Raw genomic sequence first — 12,735 nt, forward strand, 5'->3', positions numbered from 1 at the left:
ACTAACTCCTTTTTATCTTCTCTGGAACACACACAGTCCGTGCGCAGGTCCCTGCCAGACCGCCGTAAGCACCGGATTATCCTCTCCGGCAAATGGGGGAATGGCGTGCCATTCCCCTTCAGGTAAAACGATATCTGTCACCTCAAGCGTGGCGTTTATTGCAATCAGGAAACGATCTGAAAGCAGGATTTGCATCTGCCTCGGGCCGTTATGCCACTCATCCGCACTTAAGGGTTGTGCGTACTTATTCAGCCAACGAACATTGCCATCGCCCTCTTCCCACCAGCAATCGCCTGTTAATGCAGGTATTTGCCGGCGCAGATGAATCAACGCGGCGGTAAATGTGGTTAGCCCACTGTTTGCCTGCTGCCAGTCCAGCCAGGTTAAGGCGTTATCCTGGCAGTAAGCGTTATTATTACCGTGCTGGCTATGACCATGCTCATCACCCGCCAGCAGCATCGGCGTCCCCTGGGAGAGCAACAGCGTGGTTAACAGCGCATGAATGCTGTCGCGCCGCCGCTCAATCAGATCCAGCGAGCCGCCTAATCCTTCTTTACCATGATTGTCACTGTAGTTATTGCTAGTGCCGTCGCGATTTTCCTCACCATTCGCTTCATTGTGCTTATTTGTGAAGCAAACGCAGTCGCGTAGCGTAAAACCGTCATGCGCGGTCACCAGATTGACCGTGGCGCTGGGATTGCGGCCCGGGCGTTTAAACACGTCGCTGGATGCAGCAAAACGTCCGGCAAACTCGCCCAACGAGAGATTACGCTGGAGCCAAAAACGTCGCGTTGCATCGCGGAAATGGTCGTTCCACTCGGCAAACGGCGGGGGGAAATTCCCCACCTGATACCCGCCTTCACCAATATCCCACGGTTCCGCAATCAGCTTGGCGCGTGAGAGCAGCGGACAGTTTTGGATCGCGGTAAACAGCGGAGCATCCTGACGAAACTCAGGCGTACGCCCCATGACGGAAGCCAAATCAAAACGAAAACCATCCACATGGCAGGTTTCAACCCAGTAGCGCAGGCACTCGCATGCGTATTCCACAACGCCAGGATGGCTCAGATTGATGGTGTTCCCACAACCGGTCCAGTTGTAGTAATCGCCATCATCTCTGATCCAATAATAGCTACGGTTATCAATTCCGCGCAGCGAGAAGACAGGTCCTTCGAGATCCAGCTCGGCGCTGTGGTTTAAAACGATGTCGAGAATGACCTCAATACCCGCTTTATGCAGCGCTTTTACCGCGTCGCGAAACTCATCAAGCGCACTCTCCGGCGAGCTGGCATAGGCCGGATGCAGCGCATACATCGCCACCGGGTTGTAGCCCCAGTAGTTTGACAGGCCCAGTCGCTGAAGCCGCGGTTCGCTGGCGAAATGCGCCACCGGTAACAGCTCCAGTGCGGTAATGCCGAGGCGCTTGAAATAGTCGATCATCACCGGATGACCCAGCGCTTTGTAGGTCCCGCGAATTTCTTCCGGCAGGTCAGGATGCAAATACGTCAGCCCTTTGACATGCGCTTCGTAAATTACGGTATTGCCCCACGGCGTGCGCGGCGGGGCATCATCCTCCCAGTCATAATGGTCGGACACCACCACGCCCTTCAGCGCGATGGCGGCATTATCATGATGATCCGGTTCATTCAGCCCACCGTGCAGCAGTGGGTTATCTTTTAACTCGCCATCCACCCGACGCGCGCAAGGGTCAAGCAGCAGTTTCGCCGGATTAAACCGGTGGCCCTGCTGCGGTTGCCACGGACCATGTACGCGATAGCCATAGCGTAGACCGGGACGGGCGTTGGCCAGATAGCCGTGCCAGACATCGCCGCTACGCCCCGGCAGGTCGTAGCGGAGTTCGCAGCCTTGCTCATCGAATACGCATAATTCAACGCGTTCAGCGTGGGCCGAAAAGAGGGTGAAATTGACGCCATGGCCGTCATACGTTGCACCATGGGGGGTGGCGTTGCCGGTTGCCAGTTGCGTCATTATCCCTCCCGCACCAGCCAGATCGTTGCCAGCGGTGGCAACGTCAGGCTCAGTGAGTGCTGACGACCATGACTGGCGATTTCATCGCTGTGCACCGCGCCGCCGTTACCGGTATTGCTACCGTGATAATGCATCGAGTCGGTATTGAGGATCTCGCGCCATTTGCCCGGCTGATTGATACCGAAGCGATAGCCGTGGCGAGGTACTGGCGTAAAGTTGCTGATAACAATGATTTCATTACCGACTTTGTCACGACGAACGAAAGCCAGCACCGAACGTTCTTTGTCATCTACCACCAGCCACTCGAAGCCATAGGCGTCAAAATCAAGCTCGTGCAGCGCTTTGTGATGACGATAGGTAAGGTTCAGATCGCGCACCAAACGTTGTACGCCGTGGTGCCAGTTATCGCCGCCTTCCAGCAAATGCCAGTCGAGGCTGGCGTCATGGTTCCACTCACGCCCCTGAGCAAACTCGTTGCCCATAAACAGCAGTTTCTTGCCCGGGAAGGCCCACATCCAGCCGTAGTAGGCGCGCAGGTTGGCAAACTTCTGCCATGCGTCCCCCGGCATGCGATCGAGAATTGATTTTTTACCGTGTACCACTTCATCGTGCGACAGCGGCAGGACAAAGTTTTCGGTGTAGTTGTACAGCATGCCGAAGGTCAGCTTATCGTGATGGAACTGACGATGAACCGGATCCAACTTCATGTAGTCCAGCGTGTCGTGCATCCAGCCGAGGTTCCACTTATACCAGAATCCTAAACCGCCCATATCCTGCGGCCTTGAAACGCCGGCAAAGTCGGTGGACTCTTCCGCCATGCTCACGGCCCCCGGCACCTGCTCGCCAAGAATACGGTTGGTATTACGTAAAAACTCAATGGCTTCGAGGTTTTCACGACCGCCAAATTCGTTCGGGACCCACTCCCCTTCTTTACGGCTGTAGTCGCGATAAATCATCGACGCCACGGCATCTACGCGCAGCGCATCGATACCAAAACGTTCAATCCAGTACAGGGCATTGCCTACCAGATAGTTACTGACTTCACGGCGACCGTAGTTGTAGATCAGCGTGTTCCAGTCCTGGTGATACCCTTCGCGCGGGTCGCTATGCTCATACAGATTGGTGCCATCAAACTCTGCCAGACCAAAGTCGTCCGACGGGAAATGGCCCGGCACCCAGTCGAGAATGACGTTCAGTCCGGCCTGATGCGCGGCATTCACAAAATAGCGGAAATCATCACGCGTCCCGAAACGACGGGTCGGCGCATACATACCGGTAGGTTGGTAGCCCCAGCTACCGTCGAACGGATGCTCATTAATCGGCAACAGTTCGAGATGGGTAAAGCCCATCCACTTGACGTAAGGCACCAGTTGATCCGCCAGTTCGCGGTAGCTCAGCCAGAAGTTGTTATCGGTATGACGACGCCATGAGCCCAGGTGCACTTCATAGATAGAGATCGGCGCATCAAACTGGTTGGCTTTTTTTCGCTCCTCGCTTTGCACCACTTTTTCCGGCAGACCGCAGATAAGCGACGCGGTTTCCGGGCGCATTTGCGCTTCGAAGGCGTAAGGGTCCGCTTTGATTCGCAGCTTACCGTTCGCATCGATCATCTCGTATTTATACAGTTGACCATGCTGCGCGCCGGGGATAAACAGCTCCCAGATACCGCTTTCTTTGCGCAGGCGCATCGGGTGGCGACGTCCATCCCAGTAGTTGAACTGCCCAACCACTGACACGCGTTGAGCGTTAGGCGCCCAGACGGAGAAGCGTGTACCGGTTACGCCATCCATGGTATCCGCATGCGCGCCCAGCGTTTCGTAAGGTCGCAGGTGCGTACCTTCAGATAACAGCCAGGCATCCATATCCTGGATCAGCGGGCCAAAACGATAAGGGTCATCAATCAGATTCTCCTGTCCATGCCAGACAACAGCTAACTGATAGCGAAAGAAATTTTTACGGCGGGGAAGTACAGCACAGAAAAAACCGCGAGAGTCGAGGCAGTCCAGCTTGCCGACTTTGCGTCCGGTTTTGGGTTCGATCACCCACACTTCGGTGGCGTCAGGTAATAGGGCGCGGACTTCAAGTCCAGCGTCAGTTTGGTGCATACCGAGTACGGAAAAAGGATCCGCAAAATGGCCTGCAATTAGCGCATTAATCACGTCTCTATCGATACGAACGGACATGGTTGTCATCCTGTTTTATGGTGTCACGCCTTCCAACTGATCTTCGACATCAGGTAGTGACACTTTTTTTGACCTGAACGGCGCAGCACAATTGTGCATCCTCTCTGCGTCGTCCCACCTTCAGGCAACAACTTAATACCTCCGGTACTAAGTCACCCTTAAAGAATAGCCAATGCTTTATCTTACTCCTGGTAAAAAATGAAACATCTGCGCTTACTCCTGTATTACGCAAAAAAATGGGTGACTCAGCACCCATTGTTAAAACACGCAATCCCTCTGCCGGAGAGCCGTATTGACTGATCCGGCCAGGTGGTTCGCGTCGTTTGTAGGCCTGATAAACGTGGCGTCATCAGGCCGTCCCACATTACGCCAACTGACGCAGCATACGGCGCAATGGCTCTGCAGCACCCCACAGCAACTGGTCGCCCACGGTAAAGGCTGACAGGAACTCCGGTCCCATATTCAGCTTACGCAGACGGCCTACTGGCGTGGTCAGCGTGCCGGTAACGGCCGCCGGGGTTAACTCACGCATGGTGATATCCCGATCGTTTGGCACGACTTTGGCCCACGGATTGTGCGCTGCCAGCAGTTCTTCCACGGTCGGAATAGACACATCTTTTTTCAGTTTAATGGTGAACGCCTGGCTGTGGCAGCGCAGCGCACCGACGCGCACGCACAGACCATCAACCGGGATCACGGAAGAGGTGTTAAGAATTTTGTTGGTTTCAGCCTGTCCCTTCCACTCTTCGCGGCTCTGACCGTTATCAAGTTGTTTGTCGATCCACGGAATCAGGCTACCGGCCAACGGTACGCCAAAGTTATCAACCGGCAGTTCACCGCTGCGGGACAGGGTCGTCACTTTACGTTCGATATCGAGAATAGCAGAGGAAGGGGTTGCCAGTTCATCGGCCACATGGCCATACAGATGACCCATCTGGGACAGCAGTTCGCGCATATGGCGCGCGCCGCCGCCGGAGGCCGCCTGATAGGTCGCCACAGAAACCCAGTCAACCAGGTCATTGGCAAACAGGCCACCGAGGGACATCAGCATCAGGCTAACGGTACAGTTACCGCCGACAAAGGTCTTAATACCTTTGTTCAGGCCGTCAGTGATGACATCCTGGTTAACCGGATCGAGAATGATGATGGCATCGTCTTTCATGCGCAGCGAAGAGGCCGCGTCAATCCAGTAACCCTGCCAACCGCTTTCACGAAGCTTTGGATAGATTTCGTTGGTATAATCGCCGCCCTGACAGGTCACGATGATATCGAGCGCCTTCAGCGCATCCAGATCAAAAGCGTCCTGAAGCGTGCCGGTCGTGGTTCCACCGAATGTCGGTGCCGCCTGCCCGAGCTGGGAAGTAGAAAAGAAAACAGGGCGAATGGCGTCGAAGTCACGCTCCTCAACCATGCGTTGCATGAGAACAGAGCCGACCATACCGCGCCAGCCGATAAAACCAACATTTTTCATAGCGTTTTTTTCCTGCAGAGATGTGTGCTGTGTATGCTAACCAGTATCCTACTGGCCTATCCTTCACCATACAAAAAGCAGCCAAAGTCGCAAGTGAAATTAATCAATGATAGCGAAGCCATCAGTAATGCGACTTATCCCGCTGCGCAAGCAAGCAGAAAGTCCGTGGTAATAGTAAGGGAATTTGAGTTATGAATGAAATCATTTCAGCGGCAGTTTTATTGATCCTTATTATGGACCCGCTCGGAAATCTGCCCATTTTCATGTCCGTATTGAAACATACCGAACCAAAACGCCGCCGCGCGATTATGATTCGCGAGCTGTTCATTGCGCTGTTGGTGATGCTGATATTCCTGTTTGCTGGCGAGAAAATACTGGCATTTCTTAACCTGCGCGCGGAAACCGTTTCGATCTCCGGGGGCATCATTTTGTTCCTGATCGCCATTAAGATGATTTTTCCCAGCGCCACCGGGAATAGCACCGGGCTTCCGGCAGGCGAAGAGCCGTTTATCGTGCCACTGGCGATCCCGTTGGTAGCCGGTCCGACAATCCTGGCTTCATTAATGCTGTTATCACATCAGTATCCGAACCAGATGGGGCATCTGGTGATTGCGCTGCTGATCGCCTGGGGTGGTACTTTTGTGATTTTGCTGCAGTCTTCGCTGTTTTTACGCCTGCTGGGCGAGAAAGGGGTGAACGCACTGGAGCGCCTGATGGGGCTGATTCTGGTGATGATGGCTACCCAGATGTTCCTCGACGGCGTAAGGATGTGGATTAAGGGGTAATCTCTCCTTTTTGGCTCAGATAGCATGTTACCCGGAGAACAGTTCCGTTCACGTTATGCTCATTACTTCTCTGACGTCACCAGTGAACGTGTTAAGGGGGCTACGCAGCCCCCTTAACAATCCAGGCTCTCCGGCAGGAAAATCGCCGCGCATCCTTGCGCTTACCCGGCCTACGGTGTGGATGTGTGCTCGTTTCCAGGCCCGGTAAGCGCAAGCGCCACCGGGCAATGCCATCAGCTCAACAGTTGAAAGGCAATCATACCGACAATCGCACCGACCGTGCCGAGGATGGTTTCCATCATCGTCCAGGTCTTCAGCGTTTGCGCTTCGGTCGCACCGGTAAATTTACCGAACAACCAGAAACCAGCGTCGTTAACGTGGCTGACCACGATAGAGCCGCCCGCGATACAGATAGACAGTGCCGCCATCTGGGCACCGGAGTAGTTCAGTTGCTCAATCACCGGCATCACCAGACCGACCGCCGTTAAGCAGGCCACAGTCGCGGAACCCTGAATGATACGCACCGCCGCCGCCAGCACGAAGCAGGTGATGGCAATCGGCAGACCCATACCGGTTAACGCTTCGCCCAGCGCCGGACCGACGCCAGAATCAACCAGAACCTGTTTGAATACACCGCCCGCACCAATCACCAGCAGAATAATCCCCGCTGGCTGCAGCGCATGACCACAGATCTCCATCACGCGGTCTTTTGGCATGCCCTGGCGTACCGCCAGACCGTAAATTGCCACCAGACAGGCAACCAGAATCGCGGTAAACGGGTGACCGATAAACTCGAACCACTCATAGGTTGTAGAACCGACCGGAACAAAGCGTGCGGCGATAGTTTTCAGTCCCACCAGCACCAGCGGCAGCAGGATAAGCGATAAGCTGAAGCCAAAGGATGGCATTTTGCCTTCGCCCAAATGCGGCTCGGAAATATCTTCCGGTACGTGCAGCTCGACGTAACGGCTGATGAAATTCCCCCACAGCGGCCCGGCGATAATCATGCCCGGAATCGCGGCACACAGGCCAATCAGGATCATCCAGCCAAAGTCGGCGTGCATCTGAGAGGCCAGCAGCATCGGCGCAGGCCCAGGCAGCAGAAATGCCGCAGCAGCCGCTACGCCCGCAAACAGCGGGATCACAAGCTTAACCAGGTTTGTCCCCGTATGGCGCGCCATTGAGAATGCCACGCTAATCAGCAGCACAATCGCCACCTCAAAGAATAGCGGCAGCGCGCAAATCAGACCGGCCAGGCCAATCGCATAATGTGCGCGGCTGTGACCGAAGGATTTCAGCATTTTGACGGCAATCTGATCGACAGCGCCGGTCTCATGCAAAATCTTGCCGAACATCGCCCCCAGCGCCACAACAATCGCCAGGAAACCGAGCGTGCCTCCCATTCCTTTTTCCATGGTCGCCGCGATTTTATCGAGCGGCATACCGGAAAAGAGACCTGCACCAATGGATACCACCATCAAAGCAACGAAGGCGTGCATACGCGCCTTCATCACTAAAAACAGCAGTAATAAAACGGACCCTACTGCTGTTAAAACAAGCGTTAATGTACTCACTACTTACTGCCCTGGTTAATAACCTCAATGGTGCTGGCGACCACACCGTCCAGTGGTTGATCGATATCGACCACCAGTACATCGTTTTCATTCGCACCCGGTTCTTCCAGCGCTTCAAACTGGGTCACCAGCATCTGCGTTTTGAAGAAGTGGCCTTTACGCGCTTTCAGGCGGCTTTCGATAACGTCAAAATCCCCTTTCAGATAGATGAAAGAGAGGTTCGGGTTACCGTCGCGTAGCTGGTCGCGGTAGACTTTTTTCAGGGCGGAACAGACGATCAGCGAAACCTTGTTGGTACGCTGCATCGCAAAGGCGGCGTCATTCAACGCCTGTAACCACGGTTTGCGGTCGTCATCGTTGAGTGGCTCACCGGAAGCCATTTTCATGATGTTGCTGCGCGGATGGAGAAAATCGCCATCAAGAAACGCGGCCTGCAGTTGATGCGCCACTTCGCTGGCGACAGCAGATTTACCGCTGCCCGATACGCCCATCAGAACGTAAACGTGGTGATCATGATTAGTCGTGCTCAAAGCGTTGCCCCCACTGGTACAAGAATCAGGAAATTGTTACGGGTAACTGTTATCGGTAACATTGTCCAGCCGGATAAATAGAGAAGCAATATCCATTCGTGCTCGAAGTGTATAAGTGTGAGCTACTTCAAACTTGTTGGCTTAAATAGATCCGCCCGGTGACAAGGTGAAACCTAAATCTAACATTTTAGGTGTGACGGCTTCACCGCGGATGCGCGCCAGCAGACGTTCTGCGCCAATGCTGCCCATGCGTTCACGCGGCGTGAGCACGCTCGCCAGACGCGGCTCCATCACCTGCCCGATGTCGTGACCGTGGAATCCGGCAATCGCCATGTCATCAGGGATTTTCAGCCCTAAACGCTGGCATTCGAAGGCCGCCCCTACCGCCAGGTCATCGTTGGTACAAAAGACACCATCAAGCTGCGGGTATTCACGCCGCGCCTGACGGATAAGTTCAATACCGGAGGAGTAGGAAGAGGACTGCTCCACCATCACGCTGTACGGCACCAGGTCGGCATCGCGCATTGCCTGCTCGTAGCCTCTCTGTTTGATGATAGTACGTTCATCAAGGCGTGCGCCAAGATAGGCAACATGACGGTGCCCGCGGGCGATGATAGCGGCTGTCATCTGACGCGCGGCTTCGAAGTTGTCGAAGCCCACGGCAATATCAAGACATGGGGACTGGCTGTCCATCAGCTCAACCACCGGGATACCGGCAACCTCGATCATTTTCAGCGTACGGGGTGTATGACTACGTTCGGTGAGGATCAGGCCATCAATATTCCACGACAGCATCGATTCCAGACGCTCTTGTTCCATCTCAGGCTTATAGCCGTAGTGCGCCAGCATGGTTTGATAACCATGAGCGTCAGTGACAGCCTCAATGCCGCGTAGCACTTCAGCAAAAACCTGGTTAGTAAGAGACGGTAACAGCACGCCGATAGCGCGGCTGGTGGCGTTAGAAAGGATATCAGGAGCGCGATTGGGAATATAACCCAGCTCATCAAGTGCAGCGGCAATTTTGCCCCGCAGCGCCACGGAGACCTGCTCCGGGTTACGCAAAAAGCGGCTGACCGTCATTTTGGTTACGCCCACGCGGTCGGCTACATCCTGAAGTACGGGTCTTTTCTTTTTCATCGTCCTGAAGCGTTAAAAAGGGATAGATTCCCCCAGTTTACCACGGACGTGCGTGAACCTTCGCAGAGAAAAAAAGGAGTTTTTTATTGTGAGAAATACACAAAATCATTCGAGTTGCATCAAGGCGGCGACGCAGTAAATCCCCGGGAGCGTACATTAAGTACGCGACCGGGGTGAGCGAGGAAAGCCAACACAGATGCAGCTTGAAGGATGCCGTGTATTTTTATACTGGCGGCAGATCAAACAACAACACTTCGCTGTCGCTGTCGGCATGAATAGAAATGGCCTGTTCATCCCAGATTGCCAGACCATCGCTGGTGGTCGCTTTGGTTCCGTTAATTGTCACGTTACCTTTTACTACCTGGATCCAGACGCGGCGTTCAGCGGCAATCTGATGCACCGACTGCTCATCTTTGATCAGTGCCCAACGGTACAGTTCCATATCCTGGTACACTTTCAGCGAACCATCACGGGCATCTGGCGACAGCACCAGTTGTTTACCCTGAGCGGCATCAAAACGGCGCTGCTCATAGCGTGGGGTAATACCGTTTTCCTGCGGCATGATCCAAATCTGATACAGATGCAGCTTCTCAGTATTGCTCGGGTTGTACTCCGAGTGACGGATCCCCGTCCCGGCGCTCATAATCTGGAACTCACCGGCCGGAACCTGCTCTTTGTTCCCCATGCTGTCCTGATGTTCCACCGCGCCTTCCAGCACGTAAGTCAGGATTTCCATGTCTTTATGGGGATGAGTACCAAAGCCCTGACCTGCGTCGATCACGTCATCGTTAATCACGCGCAGTGCCGAGAACCCCATAAAGTTTGGGTCATAGTAGTTGGCAAAAGAGAAGGTATGCCAGGAATCGAGCCAGCCATGATTAGCGTGGCCACGGTCATTAGCTTTGCGTAAGTAGATCATTGTGTTCACCCCCAGATGTTTTCGATGGAGTAAGTGTGGACTCAATCCGCCGGGGATCATAGAGGGTGAAAATTGACTCCTCTGTTCAAAAAAAATGAACAAGCTCAGAGGAGTCTGCGCAGGCTATTTGGCGAGAGTTATCGTCGCCGGAGAAGCCTGTTCAAAGGCGCGTTCGAGGAGTTCCAGGTTGGTAAGAACTTCAGATTCCTTGACGTAATTAGGCGTACCGGCTGTCAGCGTCTGGTAAAGCGCATCATAGACGCGACCATAATCCCCCACTTCCGGCTGCACCTCTTCTTTTACCGTCAGGCCGTCATCGTTAACGTACTCCAGCATCCCAATGGAATCGTCAGCAGCGAAACCTGGCTCACCAGGCATGATATTGGCCTTCAGGCTGGTTTCCTGCTGGTCGATGCCGTACTTCACAAACGAGCCTTTGGTACCGTGAACGATAAACTTCGGATAGTCGATTTTCACCAAGTGACTGGTTTTAACAATGGCTTTCAGAGAGCCGTAGAACAGCTGTGCTTCAAAGGTATCGTCCGGATTCGCTTTGTTGCGCAGGCTGCGGATGTCATAGGCCACGCAATCGGGACGACCGAACAGCGAGATAATCTGATCCATGGTGTGTACGCCCAGACCATAGAATGCGCCGTCCTGCGGCAGTCCCGGCTTGGTTTCCGCCTCGGGGCGGTAGTAATCGAAATGGCTTTCAACCTCAACAATTTCGCCGAGCTTGCCGCTCTCAATCGCTTTTTTAGCGGTGAGGAAGCAGGAATCAAAACGACGGTTCTGATATGGCGTAACGGTCAGCCCTTTGCTTTGCGCCAGTTCGAACAGTGCTTTTGCTTGCGCAAGCGTCGGCGTGAAGGGTTTCTCAACCAACACGTTTTTACCCGCTTCCAGCGCGCGTTTGGCGTATTCAAAATGGCTGTCAGCATGGGTACAGACGATCACCAGCTTCACCTCCGGATCGTTTAAGATCTCGTCAAGGTCGCTGGTGAAGTGAATATGTGAATATTGTGGCGCCTGCTCTTCCGGCTTGGCGTGGCGGCGAAAAATGTGCGCGACATGCCAGCTATTTTTGCGGTTGAGGACGTACGGCAAATGGTAGCGAGTGGTGCTTTTACCAAAACCAATAAATGCGCAGTGTAAGGTCATGAGACGATCCTTTCGAAGGTGATTGTCTACACCATAGCGCAAAGCGGCTGGAGACTGAATGTTGGATTCTTTGCCGGATGGCGCTTGAACTGCACCACAGGGCGACAGGATCGGCCGTCGGCGTCGCAGGCAGTTTGTTTACGGCAAGCGCGCAGGGCCCGGAGCGTACTAAATGTACGTGAGGAGCACGAGCACTTCCCGGGGACGAAATGGCAAGTAAGCTAGGCAGACACAAAACCTCAAAAAAAAAAGCCAGCAAAAGCTGGCTAAAGTAATACTGGAAGCAATGTGAGCAATGTCGTGCTTTCAGGTTCTCCGTAGGGGTTCCCCTGAATGCAGAGCAATAATAATCATTCTCATTCGCACTTGTCTACTTCTTTTTGCAAAAAAATGCAGTTGACGGAATTTTCTTTCTCAGCGAGTGTAAATACACAATTAACCCTGCTGGAGATAAGGAATGAGTGAGATAGTGATACGCCACGCTGAACCGAAAGATTACGACGCAATTCGTCAGATCCACGCCCAGCCGGAGGTGTACCACAACACGCTACAGGTTCCTCATCCTTCCGTGGAGATGTGGCAGGAGCGGCTAGCCGATCGACCCGGTATAAAACAGCTGGTCGCCTGCATTGATGAAATTGTCGTTGGTCATTTGTGCATCGACGTTGCCCAGCGTCCGCGGCGCAGCCACGTGGCCGATTTTGGTATCTGCGTGGATGCACGGTGGCACAATCGCGGCGTTGCCAGCGCGTTGATTCGCACGATGATCGACATGTGCGACAACTGGCTGCGCGTCGAGCGTATTGAGCTAACGGTATTTGTTGATAATGAGCCGGCCGTGGCGGTGTATAAGAAATACGGCTTTGAAATCGAAGGCACAGGTAAGAAATACGGCCTGCGCAACGGTGAATACGTTGATGCCTACTTTATGGCGCGCGTGAAATAAAATTAAGGGCGAGTCTTATCGCCCTTCTTATTGAAAGGAC

At 53.8% G+C, this 12,735-nt stretch carries 10 protein-coding genes; 2 read left to right on the plus strand and 8 right to left on the minus strand.

Going from position 1 to position 12,735, the window contains the following annotated elements:
* Nucleotides 1-12: 12 nt before the first annotated feature.
* The 3 genes from glgX to asd all read right to left on the minus strand — a co-directional run bounded on the left by glgX (nt 13) and on the right by asd (nt 5,643).
* Nucleotides 13-1,989, minus strand: a complete 1,977-nt coding sequence (gene glgX, locus HV334_RS22945; protein ID WP_019078135.1) for a glycogen debranching protein GlgX — start codon at nt 1,987-1,989, stop codon at nt 13-15.
* Nucleotides 1,989-4,172, minus strand: a complete 2,184-nt coding sequence (gene glgB / locus HV334_RS22950) for a 1,4-alpha-glucan branching enzyme (RefSeq protein ID WP_016154817.1) — start codon at nt 4,170-4,172, stop codon at nt 1,989-1,991. The genes glgX and glgB overlap by 1 nt, the downstream gene beginning before the upstream one ends.
* Nucleotides 4,173-4,536: 364 nt before the next feature.
* Nucleotides 4,537-5,643, minus strand: coding sequence for an aspartate-semialdehyde dehydrogenase (gene asd, locus HV334_RS22955; protein ID WP_016154818.1), 1,107 nt, complete (start codon nt 5,641-5,643; stop codon nt 4,537-4,539).
* A gap of 191 nt (nt 5,644-5,834) precedes the next feature.
* Here asd and yhgN point away from each other — a divergent pair, with 191 nt between their 5' ends.
* Nucleotides 5,835-6,428, plus strand: a complete 594-nt coding sequence (gene yhgN, locus HV334_RS22960; RefSeq protein ID WP_181220935.1) for an NAAT family transporter YhgN — start codon at nt 5,835-5,837, stop codon at nt 6,426-6,428.
* Nucleotides 6,429-6,661: 233 nt separating this feature from the next.
* Here the strand turns inward: yhgN and gntU are convergent, their stop codons facing one another.
* The 5 genes from gntU to HV334_RS22985 all read right to left on the minus strand — a co-directional run bounded on the left by gntU (nt 6,662) and on the right by HV334_RS22985 (nt 11,749).
* The gene (gene gntU, locus HV334_RS22965) at nt 6,662-8,002 is read right to left on the minus strand and encodes a gluconate transporter (RefSeq protein WP_016154820.1); all 1,341 of its coding nucleotides are present in this window, start codon (nt 8,000-8,002) and stop codon (nt 6,662-6,664) included.
* Nucleotides 8,002-8,532, minus strand: a complete 531-nt coding sequence (gene gntK, locus HV334_RS22970) for a gluconokinase (protein WP_003023475.1) — start codon at nt 8,530-8,532, stop codon at nt 8,002-8,004. Before gntK ends, gntU begins: the two co-directional genes overlap by 1 nt.
* A 141-nt stretch (nt 8,533-8,673) precedes the next feature.
* A complete protein-coding gene (gene gntR / locus HV334_RS22975; RefSeq protein WP_016157654.1) occupies nt 8,674-9,669 on the minus strand; it encodes a gluconate operon transcriptional repressor GntR in 996 nt (331 codons plus the stop codon).
* 223 nt (nt 9,670-9,892) lie between these two features.
* Nucleotides 9,893-10,588, minus strand: a complete 696-nt coding sequence (gene yhhW / locus HV334_RS22980) for a quercetin 2,3-dioxygenase (protein ID WP_016154822.1) — start codon at nt 10,586-10,588, stop codon at nt 9,893-9,895.
* 123 nt (nt 10,589-10,711) lie between these two features.
* Nucleotides 10,712-11,749: an oxidoreductase gene (locus HV334_RS22985; RefSeq protein WP_181220936.1), complete on the minus strand. Its 1,038-nt coding sequence runs from the start codon at nt 11,747-11,749 to the stop codon at nt 10,712-10,714.
* Nucleotides 11,750-12,206: 457 nt separating this feature from the next.
* Here HV334_RS22985 and yhhY point away from each other — a divergent pair, with 457 nt between their 5' ends.
* On the plus strand, nt 12,207-12,695 hold the full coding sequence (gene yhhY, locus HV334_RS22990) for an N-acetyltransferase (protein ID WP_101700390.1): 489 nt from the start codon (nt 12,207-12,209) through the stop codon (nt 12,693-12,695).
* Nucleotides 12,696-12,735 lie beyond the last annotated feature (40 nt).

It is taken from the genome of Citrobacter sp. RHBSTW-00944 (assembly GCF_013615435.1).
GTDB classification, from domain to species: Bacteria; Pseudomonadota; Gammaproteobacteria; order Enterobacterales; family Enterobacteriaceae; genus Citrobacter; species Citrobacter braakii.

What these genes read in the sequence shown, in the direction of transcription:
- yhhY (WP_101700390.1), top strand. Translation starts at nt 12,207, where the DNA reads ATGAGTGAGATAGTGATACGCCACGCTGAACCGAAAGATTACGACGCA.
- glgB (WP_016154817.1), bottom strand. Translation starts at nt 4,172, where the DNA reads ATGTCCGTTCGTATCGATAGAGACGTGATTAATGCGCTAATTGCAGGC.
- yhgN (WP_181220935.1), top strand. Translation starts at nt 5,835, where the DNA reads ATGAATGAAATCATTTCAGCGGCAGTTTTATTGATCCTTATTATGGAC.
- gntR (WP_016157654.1), bottom strand. Translation starts at nt 9,669, where the DNA reads ATGAAAAAGAAAAGACCCGTACTTCAGGATGTAGCCGACCGCGTGGGC.
- glgX (WP_019078135.1), bottom strand. Translation starts at nt 1,989, where the DNA reads ATGACGCAACTGGCAACCGGCAACGCCACCCCCCATGGTGCAACGTAT.
- HV334_RS22985 (WP_181220936.1), bottom strand. Translation starts at nt 11,749, where the DNA reads ATGACCTTACACTGCGCATTTATTGGTTTTGGTAAAAGCACCACTCGC.
- yhhW (WP_016154822.1), bottom strand. Translation starts at nt 10,588, where the DNA reads ATGATCTACTTACGCAAAGCTAATGACCGTGGCCACGCTAATCATGGC.
- asd (WP_016154818.1), bottom strand. Translation starts at nt 5,643, where the DNA reads ATGAAAAATGTTGGTTTTATCGGCTGGCGCGGTATGGTCGGCTCTGTT.